Source organism: Ruminococcus sp. 1001713B170207_170306_F1 (assembly GCF_015668065.1).
In the GTDB taxonomy this organism is placed as follows: Bacteria; Bacillota; Clostridia; order Lachnospirales; family Lachnospiraceae; genus Blautia_A; species Blautia_A faecis.
Map to the genome: position 1 here is coordinate 132251 of NZ_JADPEX010000001.1, position 25474 is coordinate 157724.

Consider the following 25474-nt stretch of genomic DNA (forward strand, 5'->3'; position numbering starts at 1 on the left):
GGACTTGCATGCTTTTAATCTGTATGAGCATAGCAGGAACAGTGCCACTGATCATCTGTCTCCTGCTATTGCTTCTCCAAAGGAAAAAATTTTCATACCGGCTTGGCCGGAACCTGGTGTTTCTGAGTCTGGCGGGGTATTTGATACCGTTTCAGGTGGTTAAATATCTGATGCCAACAGATGTTTTGATAAGAACAGACGCTCTTGCAAACATCTCTTATTACATCAATTTTGACGACAAAGGAGCAATTTCTTATCACGGAATTTCATTATGGATGTCCGACTGGATTCTTATGATTGGATTATGCTGGCTATTTTTAATCTCAGGCTTCAGTGTTTACGAAATCATAAAGTATCACCGGCTCACGCGAAAGCTGAAAAAGATTACTGAGAAAAGAACTTGTTTCTTACCTGGAATCGGGGATGTAGAATACCGTATTTCTCCCCTTATTGGTTCTCCCTATACTATAGGTTTCCTGAAGCCTTTCATTGTCGCGCCGGAGAGCCTTGAGGATTCCAGATTGTCAGAAATGATTATGCGGCATGAATATTCACACCTGCGCCGTCATGACTCAGCTGTAAAGCTGCTCTGCCTGTTAGCCATTTGCCTTCATTTTTATAACCCGTTAACATTGCTTACGCTTCTGCTTTACACCAGCTTTTCCGAAAACATTGCAGATCAAGCCGCCACCGAAGGTTTCACCACGGAAGAGAAAAAAGCCTACGCAGTCGCTCTCGTGAATCTTTCCGCAAGGAACAGACAGGTTCCTGTAGTCTGGAAAAACAACTTATTGGGGGCCAAACATACAATGAAAAGGAGAGTGGAATTTATTATGATGAAGAATAGAAAAGCCAGTAAAATTGGTACTGCTGCGGCAATATTGGCATCTGTATTTTTGAGCGGGACTACGGTGTTTGGGTATGCGCCGATGCAGACGACGGAAGCACCAGTATTTTCTCCAATTACTGAATCCTCTATTTCTTTTGAAGAAGTGAACACTTTAGATTCTCAGTTTTCAAACTCAGATATATATTTTGAAACAGAAGATCATTTTTCAGTTCCAGTTACTTCTTCCGATTTAGAAACACGTGCCCTTATATGCACACATGATTTTAAAGAGGGATACGCGGATAGACATTATCCCAAAAGTAATGGTGGTTGTGAAGTAAAACGCTATACTGCAAAAATTTGTCAAAAATGCAATCATCTTGTCATCATGGACTACGTAAGCACAACAACTTACGCCAAATGCCCACACAAATAATCGCCTGCACTAACTTTAATGGGAGGAAGTTAGCCCAGCCGAATTATTAAATCATTCACACTTACCCAATTATGTCATTTTCCATTATTATCTTTCGTGAAGCTCAGAGGGAACGGAAGCTAAAAACGAGCCAGGGAAGCGTTTCGCTTTCCCTGGCTCTTACCCGTTTCAGAAACATATTATAACATTTCTCTTCTTTCTTTCCATCACGCCGCTTTCCCGGTACCTTTCAGCTGTCCATGCACCGTCTGTCTCACAAACACAAAGCAGATCACCTGCAGCACAATGGTAATGAACCAGGATGCCGGATAGGAAATAAACAAGGTGTACAGGCTTCTGTGCTGTGGGAATATCCAGAAGATCCACACAATTCTAGTACCAACCGTACCGATAATAGAAAGGATCATAGGCACACCGGAATGTCCCATTCCCCGGAGAGCGCCAGGAAAAAGATCCATGATTCCACATAAGAAATAAGGCACTGTGGTGATGGAAAGAATCTCCACACCGCATCGGATAACCTCCGGGTCCTCTGTGTAAACCTTCAGGATCTCACCGCCACACATGTAAGAGCCGCATCCCAGCACAAGGGCGATCACAAAAGACAGGATTCCGCAGTCCAGCAGCACTCTGTCCATACGTTTATATTTCCCAACGCCATAATTCTGGCTGGTAAAGCTCATACAGGCCTGAGTGACCGCATTTACAGACGCATACAAAAATCCCAGAATATTATTCGCCGCCGTATAACCAGCCATGGCAGTGGAACCAAAGGAATTTACAGAAGACTGCAAAAGCGCATTGGAAATGTTAATAACCGTACTCTGCACTCCCGCCGGTATTCCCACCTGGAAAATCTGTACCAGATAAAATTTCTTCATGCACAATCTGGAAAACCGAAGCTGATAACTGCTGTCCGTCATATACAGACATCTAAGAACCAGAATACAGGAAATCAGCTGGGAAATAATGGTCGCAATGGCAACACCTGCAACACCCAGATGAAACACGATCACCAGAATCATATTCAGCACCGCGTTGGTCACACCAGCCACGACCAGGAACATCAGCGGACGCCTGGTATCCCCTACCGCACGCAGAATAGCTGCACCATAGTTATAAAGCATAAAAAACGGCATTCCCAGGAAATAAATCCTCATATACAAAGTGGACTGGTCAATCACATCCGCAGGCGTTCCCATAACCTCCAGTGCCCATCTTGAAAAAACAAGTCCTACAGCAGCCATCGCCACACCACTGACCAAGGCCAGTGTCACAGACGTATGTACCGTTTCCGACATCTCTTTTGCCTTACCTGCCGCATAGAATCTGGCAGCCAAAACATTAGCTCCCAGTGAAACACCAATAAAAAGATTGGTAAACACATTGATCAAAGCGGTAGTAGAACCAACTGCTGCTAGGGCCTGGCTGCCGGAAAACCGTCCCACCACAATAATATCCACAGCATTGAACATCAACTGCAGAATTCCGGAAACCATCAGCGGAATGGCAAAAGAAACCAGCTTGTCCATAATGGTTCCGTTACACATATCAATTTCGTACTTATTCTTACTCAACTCTATCGCTCCCTCATTCATATGCCAGCACCACCGGAAGCCCCTTCCGGTCTGCTGCCAGAGTATATAAAAAGCTCTGGCAGGTACTGGCACACATCATCCTTTCTGTCCCCGAAGCCATTTTTCAAGGACAGAATAAATCACATTCATGTCAATAGGCTTAGTTACATAATCACTCATTCCACACTCTGCAGCCCGGCTCTCATCCTCCTGGAACACATTTGCGGTCATGGCGATCACCGGAATATTTTTCCAGTAATCGCTCTTTCCTGCACGGATATTTGCCGTGGCCTCATAACCATTCATCACCGGCATCTGAATATCCATGAAGATCAGTTCATAATAATTCTCCGGCCGGGTTCCAAGAAGCTTAATCGCATCCTGTCCATTCTCTGCCACATCCACGATCAGACCGGATTCGGACAAAAGCTCGTACGCAATCTCCCGGTTCAGCTCATTGTCCTCCACCAGCATGATCCTGCGTCCCTTCAAAAAGCCCGGATCCTTTTCCTTCTCTTCACCAGCCTCTGCTGCCAGTAAGGCCTGATCAGCCTCCTTCTCTTCTTCCACAAGCTTCAGATCCAGCCGCACAAGAAAAGTCGTACCTTTCCCCTGAATGCTCTTTACCTCAATACTTCCACCCATCTGCGCAATGATAGACTTGGCAATAGAAAGTCCCAGTCCAGTTCCCTGGGTAGCATTTGTCATGCTGTTATCTTCGCGGGAAAAAGGCTCAAACAGCTTCTTCTGAAATTCTTCCGACATGCCGATTCCATTGTCCTTCACCACAAAAGAATAGCTTGCTTTGCCCTCTGCAAAGCTATTGCCCTGGGTTACCTTTACCTGCACACATCCATGCTCAGGCGTGTACTTCACTCCATTTGAAATCAGATTGATCAAAACCTGCCTGAGTCTTACCGGATCTGCCAGCACATGATCGTCCCGGATTTCTTCTATATCCATATCGAAAATCTGTCGTTTATCAACAGCTGCCTGACGGCATACTCCATCCACAATTTTCATGGTTTTGCTCAGGTACAGTGGTTCCTCATGAAGCGTCGTATCCCCACTCTCAATTTTCGACATATCCAGAACCTCATTGATCAGCTCCAGAAGGTGTCTGGAAGAATCGTCGATCTTCTGAAGACAATCCAGAATACGCGCAGGATCGTTCAGATGATTCATGGCGATCTGGGTCATACCAAGGATTCCATTCATAGGAGTGCGAATGTCATGGGACATACTGCTGAGGAAAATGCTTTTTGCCTTGTTTGCCTCTTCTGCAGACTGATATGCCTCCTTCAGACTGTTCATCAGCTGTTCATTTCTGCTGTGGCTTTCCTGAACATCTGTCGCGATCACAGTCATCATGCCAGGCATAACATTTTCCTCGTCCAGGCAGATAAACTGGAACCGCACCCAGCGGTAAGCATCTTTTGCCCGGATCCGGGCTTCACACTCATAGCTGCCCTCCTGCTCCAGAAATATACGGGAAAGCTCTGACAGTCTGATTTTCAGCCGTACTTTTTCCCAATCACCCGGTTCGCAGTTTGGCGCCAGATATTCTTTCAGGAAGTCTCCGTAATAACCGTCCGGAATCTTTTTATCCAGAAGTCTCTGGTTTCCGCGGTAGTATACCTTGTATTCGCCGGACATCATATCCACATACAAAATGATCAGAGAATTCCTTGCCAGTGCTCCAAGAAGCTGACGGCTCTCGTTTCCGCTTTTGTGAAGGAAATCGAGAATCGTATCTCCCTCTTCATCACTTTGCTTCCGGCTGCTGGCTTCCCAGTTTTCAATATCTGTAAACAACCTGCTTTCTTCTATTTCAGTTTGGTCTACTGCCTTTCCATATACAGAATAACAGGTACGGATGCGTCCCGCTCCCAGCAGATATCTGAGATCTGCCTGCAGTTCTTTGTCCTCTTCCAGAAGCTCCACCAGCTCCGGACAATAAACAGAACCCTTTCCCCAGGAAAACTCCTCCGCTACCTGTTCCAGCTTCTTGGCATTCTTGTAGCTTCGTCCCACAAAGTCAGTGGCTGCATCCAGACAATCGCTGATATGCAGTATTTCAATAAGAATACGCTCATTTGACCTGGTATTGTCAAAATCTGCCGGATATCCTATTTTTCCATCCCAGGATTTGTGATGTCCCAGAACAGCATCCCGATATTTGCGAAGAGCCGGAATCTCCTCAACGAATTTAGCACCTTCACAGGGATGGCTGAGAATATCATTCTTTTCTCTTTGGGTCAGCTGCCGTGACTGCTTGTTCACAATAGAGGCAAGTCTGATCATTCCAATATCCAGAAGCTGTGCGGACTGGGAAACATAGTCCAGAATGGTCTCCTGATTTTCCAGCACTTCCACCACGTTATCATAACCAAAGGTTCCAATCAGAAGCTCCGGCCGCTTTTTCATCACTATATTCAGAATTCGCCTGGCAATCTGCTCCACCATTGCACTGTGCATGGCAGTGCCCTCATCCCGGCTTACCATGATCTGCATAAGAACCAGGGTGTTTATTTCATCTCCGGTAATATATTTCAACACATCCCTAAGAGAACGCCATACTACATCATTTACAAAGGTATCGTTTTCTGTTCTGGAAAGCCTGCGAATAGCATGCACATAATTGGATACACAAAAATCACGGAGATCTGGTGCTCCGTGATATTCATCCGCATATTTCTCCAACAATTCCAGAATCGTCGGCAGATGGTTGATCGCAACCTGAAAATAGCGGCTGTCAGAAAAAGGCACTCCCTCCTGGCTATCCAGATCGTCATGCTCCATACTGTGTTCACAGAATTTCCGGTAATCCTCCAGAAGCTCTGTGCAGGTTATCTTACCCTGATAGAACAGACAGGACTTATAATTACAGTATATTTCATCCAGCATTTCGTAGGGCTCCGGATTCTTCTCAAGCTCACGCTGATAATATTCTTCCAGAACCCGGGATGCTCTGGAAAGAAGCTCCGGATCAATCTCCCTCACGGTAAATCTCAGGACTGAATTTCCAAGAAGATCATAATTCAGTTCTTCGATCAGTTCATCAAAATCAAACCGCTCTCCGTCTAATTCCCGAACTTTCTCATCATTATAAAATTCCATTGCCTCATCAATGTACTGCAAAAGCTCCTTGGACGTGTCCAGATTAAAGTTCATCAACACTATCGGAAAATTATAATAGGAAAAAAGGATTCGCTTCCTTACGTCAAAATCCTCAATCTCAAAATATCTGGAAGAAAGTGCCCGCAGTCTGTCAAAATACATGGCTCCTTTCTTTCCATCTTCATCACTGAAGGGACGGTTATAAAAATTTCCCAGAAGATTCAGGGTCCAGATATAAGAGTCCAGATCATCACTTTTCTGAAAATATCTATCCAGAAGCTCCAGAATTTCCAGCATGGCAAGGTTATCCTCATAGCCCTCCTCATCGGCCATGCGGATCTGATGCAGAAATTCTCTTGCCAGTTCCTCGTTCAGCTCCGCCTCTCCGTCAAGGAAGGGGCGGATATACAGATTCAGAAGTGCCTCATTTTCAATGTAAAGCCGGCGCATCATTCTGGATTTGTTCTTCAGATTTTCGATCCACGCCTCCTGGTCTTCTGCCTTCAGCAGATTCTCCTGAATCTGATCTTCCGTCTTCAGATTTTCTTTGTATTTGGTGTAAAAATGAATAATATTTTCCCGCGTGATCATTCCGCCGCACCTCTTTTGGAAATACGCTCATGATTCCGGCTCTTGCACTGATACATTCTTTGATCCGCTTCCTTCACCAAATCTGCGATTTTTCCCTTTTTTTCCTCAAATGCCACAATGCCATAGGAAAAGCTGATGTTGCGGATTTCTCCGTTAATATCAAAATGAATCGGGCTCTTTTCCAGAATTTCGTTTAGCCGTTCCTGTATCTGCTCCGGCTCCAGTGCAGACAAAATAAGGAACTCATCTCCTGCATACCGGTACAGAAGATCCTGCCTGTCCATAGCACACTTCATATTCTCTGCAAAACACACCAGGTAACGGTCTCCGTTTTCATGGCCATAGCAGTCATTGATCAGCTTCAGATAATCCAGGTCAATAAATACAAGGCTGCCCTTCTTATGATTCTTCATAAAGCGCTTGCTGTTGTGGTCAAAAGCCGCACGGTTCAGACAGCCGGTAAGGGCATCCTTCTCCATGGACACCTTCAGGCGTTCAATCCGAAGCTCCTCACGGGTAAGGAGACGTACCATCTGGTCGTAATTCTCCTTCTCCTGCTCCAGAGACTCCAGATACATTCTCTCGAATTCCGGTATCTGTCTCCGAAGCTCTTCCCGGTCACTTCCGTATGCAGCCGTGCGCATAAGCTTATAAACCGGGCAGAAGCTTCCACTGAAATTTCTGGCATTCTTAATGTAATTGCCAATACGTATAATATCGTCCCAGCGTTCTTCCTCCGCCATTACCTGAAGGAACTCTCCGAAATAGCAGACGCAGAAGCTTAAGGTATCCCTGGCACCCTCCCCGGCTTCCATTTTCTTTATATAGCTGTTAAATTCTTCCGCAATGACCGCCTTGTCTTTTTGCTGGTAAAGACGAAGGTACAAGTCCGTAAATTCCTTCTGAAGCAGGAAAAAAGCTCTGCCATCTTCAGGAATCTCCCGTTCTGTAAGAATCGCCTGCATATCCACTGCCGCCTGCTCCGCGCCTGCAACATCTCCCATGCCCAGCTTCACATAAACCTTGCTGTCATAATAGACCAGCTCATTTAAAGTATCCGAATTCCAGAAATCCACACTGCTGTCACAGGGATCCAGTCTGGAAATATCCATCATTTTCTCCAGATAAAAATCCGCCTCAAAAAACAGTCCACAGTCTGAAAAAGCGGCTACGATAGTGTTATAAACGGATTTCAGAGGGGATCTTAAGGTAAATCCGGAATTGGCATATTTCAGGCCATATTCCACAATCTTCGGGGGAAAACCAAGGCAGAAATAAAGTCTTACCAGGGCAAGATAAAGTCTGGATTTCTCCTTGGAACGCTCCATGTGAACTCCGGCCTCCCGGCAGATTTCGATCAGAGGATAAGCATATTCCCGAAAATTATAGGCAAAAATCCCATAACTTATATAATAGATTTCTTCTGTATAAACAGTAAAATCCGATATCTGCTTCAGCTCCTCCACACAGCGTGCCACATCCTCTTTTGTCCAGGTTCCTGTTTTTACTTTATTTTTTATTTCTTCAACTGTATACATACAAGTTTTATTCTCCTGCTTATTACTGTTGTTAATTCGACAAAAGACCCGGTGAGTTTAATAGATCACCCGGTCTCTTCCCTGTTCTTTGCCCATATAAAGTTTCGCATCCACATTTTTCAGCAAGGTGTCTATATTGGACTTGAAATCATTCTCCTCCACGCCAAACGTCATAGTAACCGGAATCCATTCTCCCCTCCAGTCAAACAGATCGTTGCCCAGCTTCATGCGAAGAGTGTTGAGCATAAGGCATACTTCGTCTCCGTTCATATCCGGGAAAAAGAAGATGAATTCTTCGCCTCCCCAGCGGCACAATTTGGCATGCTCACCCAATTCCCGGCTCATGTGCTGTGTGATCCATACCAGTACCGCATCTCCGCAGTCATGTCCCCAGTGGTCATTAATTCTCTTAAAGAAATCAATATCGCCCATACCAATGGTAAACGCCATAACAGGCTCTTTCCTGCGCTTCTCCGTAATGTACTGTATCATCTGACGGCGGTTCCACAAACCTGTCAGCGGATCTGTCCCTGCCTGTTTCTTCAGCTGCTCATTATACAGCACCAGTTTCTTCTCCGCGGATTCCACATTGGAGCTGAACATACTGCACGCTACGGCCATAAGCACAAACGTCACAATGGTATTTATGATCTGTAATACAACTGTAGCCGTTTCTGTCAGGGCAAAAACAGAAATATTTACCCTGCAGTACAAAAACAGGCTGAATCGTACTGCAAACAGAACTACTGTATAGCTGACCTTATACACAAGAGAATTGTAGACAGCAAAATATACCAGTACCAGCATCTCAAACATCAGATGCTGAATACCGCAGTCCCATCCATAGAGAACAACAAACACAATTATCCATGCCAGCTGCAGACCGCTGCAGACAAGCACACTGGTGTGTACCTTCAGCCGGTATGTTGCATAAAAAGCAGCAACCGCCATTGCTGCGAAAATATATCCTGTCCAGACCTCTGTCTTCGGTCCCACAATGCAGAATACTAACGGAATGATCAGAAAATAAAGTCCCAGAATCAACAATATAATTCTGAGAAGGAACAATATACGCTGAGGCTCATTCTCATGAACTGCTTCTTTCCTCAACAATGCATTAAATTTCCTGCACAGCCCTTTAAACATTACAGGTGCCGCCTTTCCCACGAGTGTTCAATATAATAATATTGCACTATTTATCACAAAAATGCAACCTTTTTTGTAATTATTTATATTATTTGCGCTTTTTACTTTACGGTTCAATGGTAACGTTCTGCGAGGTGTTTTTTACGAACAAAGTTCACAGGAAGTCCGGGAATCTCAGCACGAAATCATGCGAATGCATGATTTCTGCGCATCGCAAAGCGTGTTACTGGTCACGAAGTGACAGTAGCCTTTTTGCCAAATATTGCTTTTTATTCATAGTCAGGATTACAGAATCAAAAAATCTGATATATAAATCTTTTGTAACGATTCGGCAGGTGCTTTAATCCTCCACTCTTGTTCCCATGTAATAGAAGCCTTTACAGGTATCCAGACGCACATTCACATACTTGCCAAGAAGATCCGGGGTTCCTGGAAAATGAACCAGCAGATTATACTGGGTTCTTCCTGTGAAAATACCCTTTTCCTTGCTCTCCGTCTCAACAAGAACTTCCTGAACCTCGCCCTGGAATCTGGAAGAGACTTCTCTTCCTTTCTCCTGAACCAGCTTTAGAAGGCGGTCAAAACGATCCTTCACCACATCCTCTGGAACCTGATCCTCCATCTTCGCCGCAGGAGTGCCGCTTCTCTTGGAATAGATAAAGGTAAATGCAGTATCAAAATCAGATTTCTCCACTACATCCAGAGTTTCCTGAAAATCCTCCTCAGTTTCACCCGGGAAACCTACAATAATATCTGTAGTCAGGGAAATATCCGGCACCGCTGTACGGATTTTCTCCACCAGTCCCAGATACTTCTCCTTATCATAATGCCGGTTCATGATCTTCAGGATACGGCTGCTGCCAGACTGCATAGGCAGATGCAGATGATGGCACACCTTCCTGCTCTTACTCATATATTCGATCAGCTCATCAGATAGATCCTTCGGATGAGAAGTCATAAACCGGATTCTCTTCAGCCCCTCGATCTGCTCCACCTTCTCAAGAAGCTGTGCAAAAGTCACCGGATCCTTCAAAGTCTTTCCATAAGAGTTTACATTCTGTCCCAGAAGCATAACCTCTGTAACGCCATCCGCCACCAGAGCCTCTATCTCTTTCACAATCGCCTCCGGCTCACGGCTTCTTTCACGCCCTCTTACATAAGGCACAATGCAATAACTGCAGAAATTATTACATCCAAACATAATATTCACACCGGACTTAAAAGAATAATTACGCTCTGTAGGCAGCTCCTCCACGATCTTATCCGTACCCTCCCAGATATCGATCAGCTGGCTGTCACGATTCTCCATCTCATAAAACAGCTCTGCAAACTTAAAAATATTATGGGTTCCAAACACCAGATTGACAAATGGATAATCCTTCTGGATCTTATCCACAACCTGCTTCTCCTGCATCATACACCCAAACAAAGCAATCTTCATATCCGGATTAGACTTCTTCAGACTATGCAGCTTACCAAGGCGACCATACACCTTAAGATTGGCATTTTCACGAACCGTACAGGTATTATAAATCACAACATCCGCATCCTCTGTTTCCTGTCTCTTAAAACCAATCTCATCCATAATCCCTGCGACAACCTCAGATTGCTTCTCATTCATCTGACACCCAAACGTCTGCAGACAATAAGTAATCCGCCGTCCCAGCTCCCGCTCCCTCAAAGCCACCATCTCAGCCAGCTTCGCCATATAATAATACTGACGCTCTGTATCATCCTGAGGCGGTGTAATACTCGTATCTATCTTACTGAAATCAATTTCATTAAACATACTTTATTCCTTTCATAAAAAGACCCCTTGTCAAATCAAGGGGCTACTCCTGTCTATATCTAAATATTTTATCCTATTTACCCCCTTTTGTCCAGCAATTTATTTCCCCACACCACCTATACAATTATACTCCCCCAGACGACACCCACTTCCTCTCACGTCCCTTGAAACAAAAAAAAGGCTTCAGGGAACGCACACACACTCCCTGAAGCCATTCATATAGGGGAAATTACAGCTCTACGTAATGTCCCTCTGCTTCACCGTTTACTACATAATATGCCTTATTCTCTTCAGTCTTAACGTAAACTTTAATATCCTGGATATCTTCTTCTTTCTTTCCGGTCATCTCTGTCCAGGCCTTTTTCACATTTGCTACTACATCCTTAGTAGTGAATTCCTTGCCTGCATACTGAATAAAAATCTCCTCAGCTGCAACAGCAGCCTTCTTAGCAGTTCTTCTAACAGCAGGCTTCTTAGCCTCTGCCTTCCCAGCTGTCTTAGCCGGAGCCTTTGCAGTCTCCTTAACAGCCTCTTTCGCAGTCTCTTTAACGCTCTCAGTAGCAGCCTTAACAGTCTCTGTAGCTGCTTTCACATTCTCAACAACAGCTGTCTTAACAGCCTCTGCCTTACTTGGCTCAGCCTTTACCTCTGCTGCAGCTGTAGCTTTAACCTCAGCCACAGTCTTAGCAGCCTTCTTGGCCGCCATTGTTTCTGCCTTTTTTGTAGTTCTCTTCGTAGCCATTATAATAGCCTCCTTGACGGTGAATATAATCTTCGTTTTCGCTTCTATGATAGAATACTACGAATCAATTTTTTTTGCAAGTTCTGATAAAATCCCCCTTGACAAACCATTTCTCTGAATTCATAGGTAAAAGTATACAAACAAAACCTGTTAATTTCAGGAAATCCTCGGGTACAAATCTTAAAATCCTGATAATTTTTGTTTTCTTGCACAGTTATTACCAAAAAAAGGATGTATTTTCTTATTTTTTTCGTCATCTATTTCCCTGTAAAACCTTACAATCCAAGGTTCTCAAGGTCATATTTCATATAAGCATTCAATCTTTCTTTCAATTTTTCGTGCTGGGGCAGTTCCAGCTCCCTGTCAAGATCCAGGATTCCTCCCGCAGCATCACTGGCAGCCTTCAATATATCCGAATCCTGATAAATATCTCCGATCCGAAACTCCAGCTGTCCGCTCTGACGGATTCCAAACAGATCTCCCGGTCCCCGAAGCTTCAGATCCTCCCCTGCTATAAAAAATCCATCATTCGATTTATTCAAAATCTCCAGTCTTCTGGAGGTCTCTTCCTCTTCATTTCCCTGCATAAAAATACAGTAAGACTGATACGCCCCACGTCCAACACGCCCTCTCAGCTGATGAAGCTGCGCAAGTCCGAACCGCTCCGCATTTTCTACCATCATCACCGTAGCGTTTGGCACATTTACCCCTACTTCCACTACTGTAGTAGACACCAGCACCTGGATTTCTCCCCTTGCAAACTGTTCCATGATTCCATTCTTTTCCTTGGGCTTCATTTTTCCATGGAGCATTCCAATGGTGATGTCTGATGGGAAAATCTCCCTCAGCCGTGCTGTATAGTCCGTCACGTTTTCCCCATCTGCCCCCTCACTTTCTTCGACCATAGGGCAAATCACATACGCCTGGCGCCCTTCCCGCACCTGCCTTTCTATAAAGGAGTAGGCTTTCGGGCGATAAGACGTGCCAACTACACAGTTCTTAATCGGGAGACGCATGGCAGGAAGCTCATCTATAATGGAAATATCCAGATCCCCGTATACAATGATCGCAAGAGTTCTGGGGATGGGAGTGGCACTCATAACCAGCACATGCGGCGCATTTCCCCTGGTAGTCAGTGCCTCTCTTTGCTTCACGCCAAAGCGATGCTGCTCATCGGTGATCACAAGGCCAAGATTCTCGTACACCACTTTTTCCTGGATCAGGGCGTGAGTTCCAATGATCACATTTGCCTCCCCGGATGCGATTTCTCCATAGATTCTTCTTTTTTCTTTCTGGGTGGTTGAGCCAGTAAGAAGAACCGGATGGCAGGATGAAATTTCCTGTTCCTCTATCAGCTTTGTAAATGCTTCAAAATGCTGATTTGCAAGTACCTCTGTGGGTACCATCAATGCTGCCTGATAGCCATTTTCCACAGTAAGGATCATTGCCAGAAAAGCCAGAATCGTTTTTCCGCTTCCAACGTCGCCCTGAACCAGCCGGGACATAAGGGTATGCCCGCAAAGGTCTCTTTCGATTTCATGCCAGGCGTTTAGCTGCGCCTTTGTCAGATGATAAGGAAGACCTTCCATAACCTGTTCTGTGATCCATACCGGCTTCATGGGAAAAGCGTTAGGAGCTTCTTCTGTTTTTCCCTTCAGGATCTGTACTGCCAGAATAAACAAAAGAAATTCGTCAAACACAAGGCGTTTTCGTGCCACCAGAAGTTCCTGCATATTGCCTGGAAAATGGACAGTGGAAATAGCATAATTATCATCTGCCAAGTGATAAAATTCCTTAATCTCATCTGGGAGAAATTCTGTCTGCAGGCTCTGTTCATCCAGGATCTGATGCATCAGCTTGATTATCAGTTTGTTTGTAAGCCCTGCAGTAAGTCCGTATATGGGCTGCATGCTGTGAAGGATTTCTTCATAAGCTGCGGGTGTGAAAATCTCCGGATGCTCCATCTCCAGATGACCTTTTTTTCTGGAGATTTTGCCACAGAAAATAAAGCAGCTGCCTTTTTTCAGAGTGTTTTTTAAGTAGGGGGCATTAAACCATACCACAGGAAGTTTTCCGGTGGTATCTGCCACAGTGATGGAGATCACCTGAAGATTACGGATCCTGTTTACATAGACTCCGGCAGTGACAGTTCCACGAACAGACACCACGGAGTTCTCCTTCAAAGAACCAATTTCCTCCGGTGCCTCATATGAGTCGTAATTTCTTGGATAATAATGGAGCAGATCATCTGTTGTGGTGATACCGATCTTCTGAAATAGTTTTTCCGTCTTTTCTCCTACTCCTTTTAGTTCCCGAAGAAGCTTTGCCACTGTTTTTCCTCTCTTTCTGATCATTCATCTCTGTTTCCGGGTCTTTCTTCATTTACCCGAAAAGCGTTCTCATTATTTTACAACAAAGACTGTCAATTTTCCATACTTATTTCACTTTACCCAGAGCAATATCTCCTGCTGCTAACCACTTCCAACTCAATAACAGCTTCACGGTGCGCAAAAAAACTTAATATTACCAATGAGCCTATGTTTATTATTAAAGAAGACAGGGCGGAAATCTTCCACCCTGTCTTCCATCTCTTTATCACTCGCCGCCCTGCAGCTATTCATTAGTTACTGTTCACTCCGTGACCAGTAACGCGCTTCGCGATGCACAGAAAGACGAACCTTCTTGTGACAAGCACAAGAAGTAGCGTTTGCTGCGCAAACTTAATTCTCGGGTTTTCTGTGAACTTTGTTCACAAAAAACACCTCGCGGAACGTTATCAGTGAACAGTAACATTCATTACTCAACAGAAATAATGTAATAATAAATCGGCTGTCCGCCCATATTTACCTCTACTTCGCAGTCCGGATATGCTTCTTCCAGCTCTGCGGCAAGGCTCTCGGCATCCTCTTCTGTGGTCTCAGCACCGTAGTAAATGCTGATCACCTCAGAATCCTCGTCTACCATAGCTGCCACCATCTCTTTGGCAACATTCTCACGTCCCTTGCCTACTGCAAGAATTCCGTGATCACCGATTCCCATAATATCGCCCTCGTGGATTTCTTTCTCATCCAGTCTGGTGTCTCGGACTGCGTATGTTACCTGTCCGGTCTTCACCATGGATACAGCCTCCATCATGGCTTCCAGATTCTCTTCTCCATTCATTTCCGGCTGGAAGCTGATCAGAGCTGTGATTCCCTGCGGAATCGTCTTGGTAGGAACTACCACGATCTCTTTGTCCTCGGTAAGGTCTCTCGCCTGGTTTGCAGCAAGAACAATATTCTTATTATTCGGGAAAATATAAATAGTATCTGCATTTACTTCAGCGATGGCATTGAGCATGTCCTCTGTACTTGGGTTCATGGTCTGACCGCCCTCGATGATATAATCTACATTCAGCTCTTTAAACAGGGTGGAGAGTCCTTCTCCGACGGAAACACTGATAAATCCGTATTTCTTATGCTCTTTGGCAGCTTTCGCAGCAGCTTCCTTCTTCTCCTGTTCTTCCTGCTCCCGGGCAAGCTTCTCGGCATCCTTGATCAGCTTCTCCTGATGTTCCTCACGCATGTTATCAATCTTCATGCGGGAAAGTGCACCGTAGGTAAGCGCTTTCTCGAATGCCTGGCCAGGATGATTGGTGTGTACATGTACTTTCACGATTTCATCATCTGCTACCAGTACAATGGAATCACCAATTGATGTAAGGAACTCCTTGAAGCTGTGAAGCTCCTCATCTGGAAGAGGCTTATTCAAAAGAATGATGAACTCCGTGCAATATCCAAATTTGATATCCGCTTCTGCCTGCTGGGAGATCCTGATCACTGCCGGACCGGAAGATACCTTCTCAAATGCAGAATAGTCGATTTCTTTTCCAAGATAACCATCAAATGCACCACGGAAAACTTCTAGAAGTCCCTGTCCGCCTGAGTCTACTACACCTGCTTCTTTCAGGACAGGAAGCATTTCCGGTGTGCGGGCAAGTGTCTTCTCAGCATGCTCGAAAATGGCACGGAAGAAAAGCTCCAGATTTGCAGATTCCTCTGCAATCTCAGCAGCCTTTACTGCGGCCTCACGTGCTACTGTAAGAATGGTACCTTCCTTCGGCTTCATAACTGCTTTGTATGCAGTCTCTACAGCCTTCTCCATAGCAGCTGCGATCACAACTGCATCCATTTCTTTATGTCCCTTGGTTCCCTTGGTAAAGCCTCTGAGAAGCTGGGAAAGAATAACGCCTGAGTTACCTCTGGCTCCACGCAGGGAACCGGACGAAATAGCCTTGGCGAGTGTCTCCATATCAGGATCTGTAAGACTGCTTACCTCTGATGCAGCTGACATAATAGTCATTGTCATATTCGTACCGGTATCTCCATCCGGAACCGGGAATACATTCAGCTCGTTGATCCATTCTTTCTTCGCTTCCAGGTTCTTGGCTCCTGCCAGAAACATTCTGGAAAGTATCTTGGCATCTATGGTCTGTCTATCCACCACAAGTTTCCTCCTCTAATCCTAATCTATTGCACGAACACCTTCTACGTAAATGTTGATCTTCTCAATCTCCATTCCTGTAAAAGCCTCGACTTTATATTTCACATTGTTTACAAGATTATCTGCAATAGTGCTGATATTCACACCGTACGCCACGATTACATGAAAATCAAGGCGAATCTTATTATCTTCTGTGATCTTAACATTTATACCATGCTGTAAGGAATCTCTCCTGAGCAGCTTTACAAGGCCGTCCTTCATGCTGACAGCGGCCATACCGATAATACCAAAACATTCTACTGCAACGCTTCCTGCATAAGTCGCGATTACATCCGTATCAATAATGATCTGGCCAAGGCCGGAATCTATACGTCCCTTCATATGGTTTACCTCCATTAATTTGATTTTCAAAATGTATATACCATATTATACCCTTTTTTCATTCATAACACAATGTCCAATTTTAGCACGCATCCACGCAAATAGCAAATTTATTTTAAATTGTTTTAAAATTTTCCTTTTTTTGCTTGCAAAATGTTTTTCCATCTGTTAGAATATGAACTGTTGAAAAAAAGCGTCAAGGAGGTGCTATCATGGCTAAATGCGCAATTTGTGAAAAAGGTGCTCATTTCGGAAATAATGTGAGTCATTCCCATAGAAGATCCAATAAGATGTGGAAATCAAACGTGAAATCCGTTAAGGTTAAAACTGAAGGCGGAGCTAAGAAAATGTACGTATGTACTTCCTGCTTAAGATCCGGAAACGTTGAAAGAGCCTAAGAAACACCTGCCCTCACAGTTTTGTGGGGGCTATTTTTTTGTTTCCCGAATAAGTATTTTCTAAGTGTGGTTGAAAATCATTCCCGCAAAGTATGGCGCACATTTTGCAGAAGGCCTTTTTCAACAAACTCCAGAGCAGCTTCTCCCAGACAGAAATTATTTTAATAAAAAGGATAGTTACATAAAATGTAAATGGGTATGAAAGGATTCGCTGATAATCTTTTCATACCCATTTTATTTACAAAATAAATGATAGCCACACAGCATACACAAAGCTGCTGCAATCAGAAGTGCGGTGGTCTCGGAGACAAGCAAGCCGATCACCATTCCAAGTCCGATGAAAAACAGCATAAAACCAAGAGCTTTTCCCATAATTCATACAGCCTTGCCTCTTTGGTTTAGTATATTTTATGCTGAAATGCCACATCTGAACACATTAACTTCTAAAATAACCGTCTGCAGCTTTTATAATCAGTTACTCGATCAGACACGATCTAGTTCTCTTCAGAATCTACAGTTTCATCCGCGCTGTTATCTCCGCCAGGTGCGAAGCGGTTTACAAAGTCAGGAACCATATCCAGAACTTTAGTAAGACCATCCTGGTTCTTTACGTTTACAAGCTTGGTGGTACCATTCTGGATTACCAGAACTGCGCATGGGGTCATCTTTCCGGCGAGACCTCCGCCGCCATTGTTCTTTTTATCACCTGCAAATGCACCAGCGCCTACACCAAAGGATACATCCACCAGTGGAAGTATAATGGTGTCTCCTACATGGATCGCATCTCCTACCACTGTCTTCGCAGATACAAATCCATCCATTCCCTTAAACAGGGAGCTTACGGTTTCTTTAAAGTTGTTTTCGTTTTCCATTTCTAGTCCTCCTTATGCTTCCATCGGTTGATAACGTATTTTATATTTTTATTGAAGTAAATCTCTATTGCTGCCTTGATAAGCACAATGCCATAAATACGACCTTTCAGAAATACATTTCCAGTCAGCTGGTTCTCTCCATCAAAAAGCGGATTCACATGAATCCTGTTCTTGTGAAATGGAAAGGTCATACCAAGCACTGCCAGAACTGTCCCGGTAATGGCCGGATCATCGCATCCAAAAGTAACATCACCTTCCAATTTCGTTGGAAGTACATGATGGAGCAGACCTTTTACATCTTTCCATATAAGAGAAATTGCAGCCTTGGTCCGTTCATTGGTAAGAAATTCTTTCCACCAGCCAAGCTTATCTGTGATTCCTGAAATTGTTTTCTTTATATTTTTAATTTTCTCAATTATACCTTTAATTATTGAAATAACCTTATTCCACAGATTACCCGGGAATCGGATTATTTTGCTTAGTATTTCCCAAATACGCGTAATTAAGCCGGACTTTGAAGCAGATTTGATATTTTTTTCCTGCTTCTCTGCTGATGGCTTCCCTGTCTGCGGTTCTGCTGTATTATTTTCCAACAGCACCGCCTCAGTTTTTGGTGCATGATCTTGAAAATTCTCTGCTGCATGTGCTTCAGGCTGAGATGCTTTCTTCTCAGTTTCTATGCGAGACTCTGCCATCTGCTTAGTTTTCTCTTCAGCAACAGCATTACTCACATTCGACTCTTCACCAGAAGCTTCTTTTACATCTGGCTTTTTTGTTCTGTTCTCCTGAGATATTCCCTTCGTTTGCGCAGATTTCTTTTTCCTCTTCTTTGCCTTACTCCTGGAGGTTTGGCTGACGGAGTTCTTTCTTCTGCCGCCTTTTAGCTTCTTAAGCCAGCCTTTTATAGTTTCTAATGAAACTCCAAAAAACAGGATCACCAGCTTTCCTTCTCCATTATGAAAGCAAAACCTGACGCCTATGACGTGGAACAGCCAGGTAATTCTGGCTTCCAGTTCTGTCTCCTTGAAGCTGCCGGTCTCCTTCACAGCCCTCGCCTGGTAGCGTACCGGGCAGAACAACAGAAGAAGCACTGCCAGAAGCGCAAGTCCCAGCAGGATTCCCAGTATGATCAATATAAACTTTATGAGGATCCACAGTATATGTAACATGCGCTCACCTGTTCTTAAAATATTCTTTTACCTGAAATGCACCTGTCTCCCCGTAAATATTCTTCACAATATCTACTGCCAGATCAATGGCTTCGTCTTTTCCCTTCGCCATACCAACGATCTCAGGACATCTGGCATAATAGCTCTTCTGGATCAGCATGTAGGACGGTACAATTTCAAGAAGATTTCCCGGATTCTCAGACAATGTGACCAGATAAACCCCAAAAGCCATCCTGCCTGCGTCAATCCTCTTCCGTGCTTTTGCCGCGTCTTTGATTCCTTCTCCCACATAATAGTCTTCTCGCCATTTCAGCATATTCGGCACAACTCTCCTTTGTTATTACTGCTTGACATACACCTTTTGTTATATTAATGATTCCCTTCTCTGGAAATTTTAAACATTTTGCAACTATTCCGCAAAGCATTTCTTGTGAACCTCGTTCACAGAACGAACCTGTCAGATGCTAGAGCGTGTTTGAAAAATCATTCCCTAAAGCATGTTTGAAAAAGGCTTTCTGCAAGATGTGCGTCACAATTTGTGGGAGATTTTGTCCGGAGGAGGGCGCCGTAGCGGGCTACGGCAACCGAATTCGGGCAAAATATACCGCAAAGTGGGGCGTGCAGATTGCGGGAATGCTTTTTCAAACAGGCTCTAGCAACATTATCATATAATAAAGGCTGCGTAAATCAGCTACGCAGCCTTTATTCTCCCCATGAATCAGAAATATTTCTGCTGCCTGTCCCATAATCCGGCACTTCGCAGTTCCAGATATTCCTGGTACGCCTTCTCAACGATCTGCTTCTCGTTTGCAAAACGAAGCAGATGGTAAATCTCGTGAAACTTGTAATACCCGGAGTCCACGAAAAATTCCTCTCTTTGAGGCTTGCTATGATAATTATCCGCCGTCATAAGATACCAGTGTACCTCTTTATTGACCATGTCTTCCGGCACTGTGAAATTGTACTGGCTCTTGCCTACATACTTCACAATGGAAGCTCTGACATCAGCTTCCTCCTTCACTTCCCGCAATGCGGTCTGCTCATGAGTCTCTCCTGGCTCTACGGTTCCTTTCGGTAAAACCCAGCCTTCGTAACGGTTTTTGTAAGATTTATATAGTGCAAGAATCTTACCTCGATGAATTACCACACCGCCACAGCTCGTTGCTTCTATCATGCTGCAATCCTCCTGTAATGCGTGTGTTTTCTAAACTGTATATAGTATACCTCTTTTTCAGAAAACTGGCAACAGGGAATATCATATAGATTGCTGTTAGCTGGCGTGATAAGCATCAAAAATCTGTCCCGCAATCGGAACTGCTGCCTCACTGCCGGAACCGCCATTCTCCACGATCACGGCAACCACCAGATCCGGATCATCCACATTGGAATAGCCGATAAACCAGGAATGGCTGTGTCCTTCCTCGTCAAACTCTGCGGAACCAGTCTTACCTGCTACTGTATAGCTTCTGCCGGAAAGTGCGGAAGCTGTACCGGAATCAACCACCTGTTTCATTAATTTGCCAAGAAGATTGGCCTCATTGGAACTCATCAGCCGTTTATAAGCTACCGGTTCTGTCTTTTTTACTGAATCGCCATTGTCATTTACCACCTCGTCAATAAGATAAGGTTTCATCAGAACACCGTCATTTGCAATGGCACAGGTGATCAATGCCATATGCATAGGAGACACAAGAGTATTGCCTTGTCCAATGGCAGTCTGCATGATCAGAGGCGTTACGGAATCTGCATCAAGGGAAAAGCTGCTGGTTCTGTAGGAGTTCAGAGGCAGACTCTTGTTAAACAGAAGATTCTCCGCAGTCTCGCGAAGAGACGCACCCCCAAGACCAACTCCAATATCTGCAAATGCACAGTTACAGGAATTTGCAAATGCAGAATAGAAATTCTCCTGCCCGTGAACTGTATTGTGATAACAGTGGATCGTGTGATCCTGCAAGGTGATACTTCCCTCACAGAGATAATTGTATCCCTCAAAAGTTCCTTTTTTGCGGAAATAGTCAAGTGCAGTCACAACCTTGAAGGTGGAACCTGGCGGATATGCACCATTTGTGGCTCTGTTCAGAAGACTGCTGTCATTCTCGTCGTTTACCAGATAGTCCCAATTATCCCCAATGGTATTGGGATCAAAATCAGGCTTGCTCACTTCTACAAGCCTTTTTCCGGTAGATGGTTCCATTACCACAACAGCCCCTCTTCTGTCACCCAATGCATTGTATGCAATGCTCTGAAGATTGGCATTCAGGGTAGATACAACCGTATCTCCTGTATTCTTCTCATTAAGGAACTGATTCTTCATCTGCGTCAGAAAAAAGGAATGGGAAGTCAGAAGGGTAAAGTTCGCCTCTGATTCCAGACCGCTTTTTCCATTGGTATCATAACCCACAACATGGGAGAACATATTGGAATATGGATAATTACGTGTCTCAGTTCCATCCTCACTTACATTGGTCTGCGCCAAAATCTGTCCGTCAGAAGACAGGATCTTACCTCGTACTACACGGTCGGAAAAGGAATCCTGTCTGGTATTGTAAGGGCTGTTAATAAAATCATCGCTTTTAAAGCCATCGAAATAAATCAGATACCCGATCATACTGATAAAAATAATCCCAAAGAAGATGGAAACAAAGGTATATTCTTTATTTCTGGCTTTGCGCTTTTTAGTAATCTCTTTCTTCCGCTGCCTCAACAGCTCTCTGTCTCGCTCTCTTTGCTGCCTCTCGTCGATGTCTCTCAATTTCTTCGTCCTCGTCCTCTCTATAAATATACAAGCCCTGGATAATAGCGATCATCAAAATCATACACATAATGGAACTTCCTCCATAGCTGACCAGAGGAAGAGTCACACCTGTCATAGGTATGAATTTGGTAGCACCTCCAATGGTAAGGAACACCTGAAACGCATATTCCGCACCAAGACCAATGGCGATCAGTTTATAAAATGGATTCTTGATCTGCAGGGCAATCTCCACGATAGTAAGGAAAAAGCTCATACACACAAAGATCAGGCAGATGGCAAAAATCCCGCCAAGCTCCTCGCAGATCGCACTGAAAATAAAGTCGTTTTTTACAACCGGAATTTTCTCCGGAGAGCCCTGGCAAAGTCCCATTCCAAACCATCCGCCTGTACCAATGGCAAACAGGGACTGTACAATCTGGTATCCTTCATTCTGATAAACTGCCATAGGATCTTTCCACGCACTGACACGCTGCCTTACATGACCAAACAGGTGATATGCCACTACAGCGCCTGCTGTACCGCCTGCAATTCCAATGCAAAGGTATGCCGGCTTCCTGGTTGATACATAGATCAGCACCAGATAAGCTGCAAAAAAGATTACAGCGCTTCCAAGATCTCTTGAAAGCACCAGGATTCCCACATGGAGACCTGCCACAACAGTAGCCAGCACAACTTTCTTAAAAGTTACCTCTCTTGCCAGAAGGGATGCCATAAAGAACACAAAGGTGAGCTTGATCACCTCGGAAGGCTGGATTCCCATCAGAGAAAGCTTGGCGCCGTAGCTTGTCTGTGCCAGAACAAGAACTGCTCCAAGAAGAACAATCCCAAGCCCTGCATACACCCAGGTAAGATCCTTGAGAAATTTCATCTTGCGGATCATAACCGGGATCACCAGCGCCACTGCACTTCCGCACGCAACGATCAAAAGCTGCTTATTGGCAGAGGCAATATCCAGCCTGCACAGCATTATAAATCCAACGCTTAAAAGCATGCACATATTATTTAAAAGCAGCATAGACGCATTTTTATAAATTCTGCGGTATAAAATAAGGATCGCAGCAAAATATATCATCATTTCTGCATAAAAGATGACAACCTTAAAATCAAAGGTTTTCAGAAAAATCACAACAAATGCGGTAAAATCCAGAAAAAAGGTTAAAGTGATCTGACTTCTTAAAAGTCCTTTCCTGTCTGAAGCGTGTTTCCCCACAACAAGGTAGTAGCACAAAACTGTGTACACGATCATCAGTGTCAGGATCACATATTTGGATAATTCAACAACAATATTAATCATACGCCTTTACTCGGCTCCTCTTTTAAAATGACCTTTTGTAAACTCATATTCGTGAGATACCTGGCTGCCATGATATGCAGCCACAAAGTCTTCCACGATCCGTTCTGTTTCTTCCCTGCTTTCTATGGTAAAAGCCAGTCTTACAGATGAAACACCAAGCTCTTTCACCCTGTCAGCTTCCTTCAAAAGACCGTATGGCAGACTGTTATAGATGATATTATAACACGACTCTGCCGCCTTTGTATTTCCCATTTTCCATGGACGACAATAACAGACTACAGGAAATTCCTTGTCATAACGGTCTTTCAGAACAAGCCTCTCCTCCTGTCCATTGCAGCCGAAAGTATTCTTTCGTACACACTGGGCGCTGTGCATAAGAGGCAGACGGCCGTAGACAATCATCTCGCTGCCTGCATTTTCTCTGTGGCGAAGTTCCTTCTCATTCAGCTCCAGGGGAACTGTATTTCGAAGGATTCCCTGATCTTTCCAGAAACGGATGGCTTCATCATTCCAGGTATACAGGGAGTGATCCAGCACACACTTGTCTGCCAGTCCCATCTGTGCCAGTGCACTGTAGGACTCCAGATTCCGCACAAGAAATCCGCTCAGCCCTGCTTCCAGCCACTTTTTCACCTGCTCCATATAGCCTTCCGGTGGATTTTCTCTTGTAATGTGAGGAAGAGAAAGATACATTTCTTTTCCATCGTCAAGACCTGTCTGCAAATGTTTCTCTATTAATGCGTAAGGAAGATAAATACCCTGGATTCCGTCTTTTTGGCAGAGGACTTCAGAAGCCTCCTCGCTTTCACAGGACACGTAAACCGGAATGTATTCCTCTTTTTTGCGGGGAACATTATCACAGGCCGCAATCGCACTGATTTTTGCCGGCGTCTCCTCCGCAATTCTCTTAACCCGCTCGTCTCCCACGTTTCGCCTGTATTTTTGTAAAAGCTTCTCCTTCAGATCCTCTAATGCCTGATGCCGCGCTTCATTTAAAATCTTCATGGGAACAAAAACGGAATCTTCCATATAAATTTCCAGTTTTTCCCATATAAATGAGGTGTTTCCCAGCTTGTCCATCTGCTGACGCACCCGCTCTTCCGTTACCGGTTGGCTCTTTGCGTATTGTACTTCTCCAACACATTCATATGCATCTTCCCCCTGACAGGAAACATGAAGAAGAACCGGAGAACCGGGGACAAGGTGAAGTTCGCCTGTAATTTTCTCTTTCAGCTGCTTCGTTTCCAGAAAAACTTCCCCCGTTTTTTTCTCATTTGTAAATGCCATCATCTGAGGACCATTTCCCATCTGATAGTAGCCTGTACAGGAACCGCCTCTATTAAACAGATCCAGAAGATATTTTTTATCTTTTTCTGTCACGTGATAATTCGCAGGTCCTTTTTCAAAAAGAAAATCCAGATATTTTCGATACATGCCGGTAACGCCAGCAGTGTAAGCCGGCTGCTTCATTCTGCCCTCTATTTTCAGAGAGGTAACTCCCGCTTCTATAATTTCAGGTAAAATTTCAATGGTACAGATATCTTTCAGGCTTAACGGGCAGAATTCTCCTTTTCCATACTCTTTTGCCCTGAAATTCTTCACCTGGTATGGCAGACGGCAAGGCTGGGCACAACGACCTCTGTTTCCGCTTCTGCCTCCCAAAAGACTGCTCATCAGACATTGTCCTGAATAGCTGTAGCAAAGTGCTCCATGGACAAAAGCCTCTATCTCAATTGGGCAGGCTTCATGCATACGGGAAAGTTCCTGAAGGGAAAGTTCTCTTGCAGCTACCACCCGGGTCGCCCCCTGATCTGCCAGGAATTTCATTCCTTCCGGACCAGTTACAGTCATCTGCGTGCTGGCATGAAGGTGAAGTTTCGGAAATTCTTTTTTCAAAAGGGAAAATACTCCCATATCCTGGACGATCACTGCATCCAGGCCTGCATTGTAGTATGGTTCCAGATAGGAAACCAGTTCTTCTTTTAATTCTCTATTTTTTAACAGGGTATTGACCGTAAGATACAGCTTCTTACCATGAATATGCGCCACATCAATGGCGCGAAGAAGCTCTTCTTCGTTAAAATTCTGGGCATATGCTCTGGCTCCGAACATTGCACCGCCTACGTACACAGCGTCCGCACCTGCTCCAAGTGCAGCTTCAAAGCCTTCGTAGGAACCGGCAGGAGCCAGCAATTCTATGTTATTAGGATTCAAAGTTTGTCCTCCAATTTTTATAAGAATTTAAGGTTTCTTCAATGAAAACAGCCTCCACAATTCACAGCTTTTTCCTTTATGTATAGCAGGCCTAAATCTGCAAATTGCGAAAACGTTTTTTACACACTTTGATAAAGGAAA

Annotated in this window: 20 protein-coding genes and 1 pseudogene; 3 read left to right on the plus strand and 18 right to left on the minus strand. The window is 44.3% G+C overall.

Annotation, left to right across the window (positions count from 1 at the left end):
• Positions 1-23 precede the first annotated feature (23 nt).
• Complete coding sequence (locus tag I4V84_RS00610; RefSeq protein WP_243110286.1) at positions 24-1265, plus strand: M56 family metallopeptidase; 1242 nt, start codon at positions 24-26, stop codon at positions 1263-1265.
• 206 nt (positions 1266-1471) lie between these two features.
• Here I4V84_RS00610 and I4V84_RS00615 read toward each other — a convergent pair whose 3' ends face one another.
• From I4V84_RS00615 to I4V84_RS00655, 9 genes are all read right to left on the minus strand, one after another.
• The gene (locus I4V84_RS00615) at positions 1472-2842 is read right to left on the minus strand and encodes an MATE family efflux transporter (RefSeq protein WP_330608403.1); all 1371 of its coding nucleotides are present in this window, start codon (positions 2840-2842) and stop codon (positions 1472-1474) included.
• Between the two features lie 96 nt (positions 2843-2938).
• On the minus strand, positions 2939-6553 hold the full coding sequence (locus tag I4V84_RS00620; protein WP_195991025.1) for an ATP-binding protein: 3615 nt from the start codon (positions 6551-6553) through the stop codon (positions 2939-2941).
• Entirely contained in the window at positions 6550-8091 is a 1542-nt protein-coding gene (locus I4V84_RS00625; RefSeq protein ID WP_195991026.1) for a diguanylate cyclase, read from the minus strand. Before I4V84_RS00625 ends, I4V84_RS00620 begins: the two co-directional genes overlap by 4 nt.
• A 57-nt stretch (positions 8092-8148) precedes the next feature.
• On the minus strand, positions 8149-9237 hold the full coding sequence (locus I4V84_RS00630) for a GGDEF domain-containing protein (protein WP_195991027.1): 1089 nt from the start codon (positions 9235-9237) through the stop codon (positions 8149-8151).
• A 340-nt stretch (positions 9238-9577) separates the two neighbouring features.
• Complete coding sequence (miaB, locus tag I4V84_RS00635) at positions 9578-11026, minus strand: tRNA (N6-isopentenyl adenosine(37)-C2)-methylthiotransferase MiaB (RefSeq protein WP_118578058.1); 1449 nt, start codon at positions 11024-11026, stop codon at positions 9578-9580.
• 229 nt (positions 11027-11255) lie between these two features.
• Positions 11256-11768, minus strand: coding sequence for a DUF6465 family protein (locus I4V84_RS00640; RefSeq protein ID WP_195991028.1), 513 nt, complete (start codon positions 11766-11768; stop codon positions 11256-11258).
• Between the two features lie 275 nt (positions 11769-12043).
• Positions 12044-14122, minus strand: coding sequence for an ATP-dependent DNA helicase RecG (gene recG / locus I4V84_RS00645; RefSeq protein ID WP_195991029.1), 2079 nt, complete (start codon positions 14120-14122; stop codon positions 12044-12046).
• 442 nt (positions 14123-14564) lie between these two features.
• Positions 14565-16250: a DAK2 domain-containing protein gene (locus I4V84_RS00650; RefSeq protein ID WP_272112844.1), complete on the minus strand. Its 1686-nt coding sequence runs from the start codon at positions 16248-16250 to the stop codon at positions 14565-14567.
• A gap of 21 nt (positions 16251-16271) precedes the next feature.
• A complete protein-coding gene (locus I4V84_RS00655; protein WP_117851829.1) occupies positions 16272-16631 on the minus strand; it encodes an Asp23/Gls24 family envelope stress response protein in 360 nt (119 codons plus the stop codon).
• A 212-nt stretch (positions 16632-16843) separates the two neighbouring features.
• Here I4V84_RS00655 and rpmB point away from each other — a divergent pair, with 212 nt between their 5' ends.
• The gene (gene rpmB, locus I4V84_RS00660; protein WP_118578056.1) at positions 16844-17029 is read left to right on the plus strand and encodes a 50S ribosomal protein L28; all 186 of its coding nucleotides are present in this window, start codon (positions 16844-16846) and stop codon (positions 17027-17029) included.
• Between the two features lie 234 nt (positions 17030-17263).
• Here rpmB and I4V84_RS00665 read toward each other — a convergent pair whose 3' ends face one another.
• From I4V84_RS00665 to I4V84_RS20215, 5 genes are all read right to left on the minus strand, one after another.
• Positions 17264-17401: a hypothetical protein gene (locus I4V84_RS00665; protein WP_173715983.1), complete on the minus strand. Its 138-nt coding sequence runs from the start codon at positions 17399-17401 to the stop codon at positions 17264-17266.
• A 122-nt stretch (positions 17402-17523) separates the two neighbouring features.
• Positions 17524-17901, minus strand: a complete 378-nt coding sequence (locus I4V84_RS00670) for a GerW family sporulation protein (RefSeq protein WP_118578055.1) — start codon at positions 17899-17901, stop codon at positions 17524-17526.
• Between the two features lie 2 nt (positions 17902-17903).
• Positions 17904-19070, minus strand: a complete 1167-nt coding sequence (locus tag I4V84_RS00675; protein WP_195991030.1) for a DUF2953 domain-containing protein — start codon at positions 19068-19070, stop codon at positions 17904-17906.
• Positions 19071-19074: 4 nt separating this feature from the next.
• Positions 19075-19386, minus strand: coding sequence for a hypothetical protein (locus I4V84_RS00680; protein ID WP_173769063.1), 312 nt, complete (start codon positions 19384-19386; stop codon positions 19075-19077).
• A 167-nt stretch (positions 19387-19553) separates the two neighbouring features.
• Complete coding sequence (locus I4V84_RS20215; RefSeq protein WP_334285980.1) at positions 19554-19673, minus strand: DUF6783 domain-containing protein; 120 nt, start codon at positions 19671-19673, stop codon at positions 19554-19556.
• On the opposite strand from I4V84_RS20215, the pseudogene I4V84_RS20220 reads away from it, so the two are divergent.
• A pseudogene (locus I4V84_RS20220) lies at positions 19632-19742 on the plus strand (DUF6783 domain-containing protein); the annotation flags it as partial. The gene I4V84_RS20215 and the pseudogene I4V84_RS20220 overlap by 42 nt on opposite strands.
• 46 nt (positions 19743-19788) lie before the next feature.
• Here I4V84_RS20220 and I4V84_RS00685 read toward each other — a convergent pair.
• The 4 genes from I4V84_RS00685 to I4V84_RS00700 form a co-directional block, all read right to left on the minus strand.
• Positions 19789-20244, minus strand: coding sequence for an NUDIX domain-containing protein (locus I4V84_RS00685; protein ID WP_021925514.1), 456 nt, complete (start codon positions 20242-20244; stop codon positions 19789-19791).
• Between the two features lie 96 nt (positions 20245-20340).
• Complete coding sequence (locus I4V84_RS00690; protein ID WP_173715982.1) at positions 20341-21822, minus strand: penicillin-binding transpeptidase domain-containing protein; 1482 nt, start codon at positions 21820-21822, stop codon at positions 20341-20343.
• Positions 21746-23119, minus strand: coding sequence for an FtsW/RodA/SpoVE family cell cycle protein (locus tag I4V84_RS00695; RefSeq protein ID WP_118578052.1), 1374 nt, complete (start codon positions 23117-23119; stop codon positions 21746-21748). The genes I4V84_RS00690 and I4V84_RS00695 overlap by 77 nt, the downstream gene beginning before the upstream one ends.
• 6 nt (positions 23120-23125) lie before the next feature.
• Entirely contained in the window at positions 23126-25333 is a 2208-nt protein-coding gene (locus I4V84_RS00700) for a U32 family peptidase (protein WP_243283988.1), read from the minus strand.
• Between the last annotated feature and the right edge of the window lie 141 nt (positions 25334-25474).

Bases quoted from the DNA above. Each gene is read 5' to 3' on its own strand.
- I4V84_RS00680 (WP_173769063.1), bottom strand. From the start codon at position 19,386: ATGCTGAAATGGCGAGAAGACTATTATGTGGGAGAAGGAATCAAAGAC.
- I4V84_RS00665 (WP_173715983.1), bottom strand. From the start codon at position 17,401: ATGGGAAAAGCTCTTGGTTTTATGCTGTTTTTCATCGGACTTGGAATG.
- recG (WP_195991029.1), bottom strand. From the start codon at position 14,122: ATGATCAGAAAGAGAGGAAAAACAGTGGCAAAGCTTCTTCGGGAACTA.
- I4V84_RS00695 (WP_118578052.1), bottom strand. From the start codon at position 23,119: ATGATTAATATTGTTGTTGAATTATCCAAATATGTGATCCTGACACTG.
- I4V84_RS00670 (WP_118578055.1), bottom strand. From the start codon at position 17,901: ATGGAAAACGAAAACAACTTTAAAGAAACCGTAAGCTCCCTGTTTAAG.
- I4V84_RS00610 (WP_243110286.1), top strand. From the start codon at position 24: ATGAGCATAGCAGGAACAGTGCCACTGATCATCTGTCTCCTGCTATTG.
- I4V84_RS00640 (WP_195991028.1), bottom strand. From the start codon at position 11,768: ATGGCTACGAAGAGAACTACAAAAAAGGCAGAAACAATGGCGGCCAAG.
- I4V84_RS00625 (WP_195991026.1), bottom strand. From the start codon at position 8,091: ATGTATACAGTTGAAGAAATAAAAAATAAAGTAAAAACAGGAACCTGG.
- I4V84_RS00655 (WP_117851829.1), bottom strand. From the start codon at position 16,631: ATGAAGGGACGTATAGATTCCGGCCTTGGCCAGATCATTATTGATACG.
- I4V84_RS00675 (WP_195991030.1), bottom strand. From the start codon at position 19,070: ATGTTACATATACTGTGGATCCTCATAAAGTTTATATTGATCATACTG.
- I4V84_RS00685 (WP_021925514.1), bottom strand. From the start codon at position 20,244: ATGATAGAAGCAACGAGCTGTGGCGGTGTGGTAATTCATCGAGGTAAG.
- rpmB (WP_118578056.1), top strand. From the start codon at position 16,844: ATGGCTAAATGCGCAATTTGTGAAAAAGGTGCTCATTTCGGAAATAAT.
- I4V84_RS00630 (WP_195991027.1), bottom strand. From the start codon at position 9,237: ATGTTTAAAGGGCTGTGCAGGAAATTTAATGCATTGTTGAGGAAAGAA.
- I4V84_RS00620 (WP_195991025.1), bottom strand. From the start codon at position 6,553: ATGATCACGCGGGAAAATATTATTCATTTTTACACCAAATACAAAGAA.
- miaB (WP_118578058.1), bottom strand. From the start codon at position 11,026: ATGTTTAATGAAATTGATTTCAGTAAGATAGATACGAGTATTACACCG.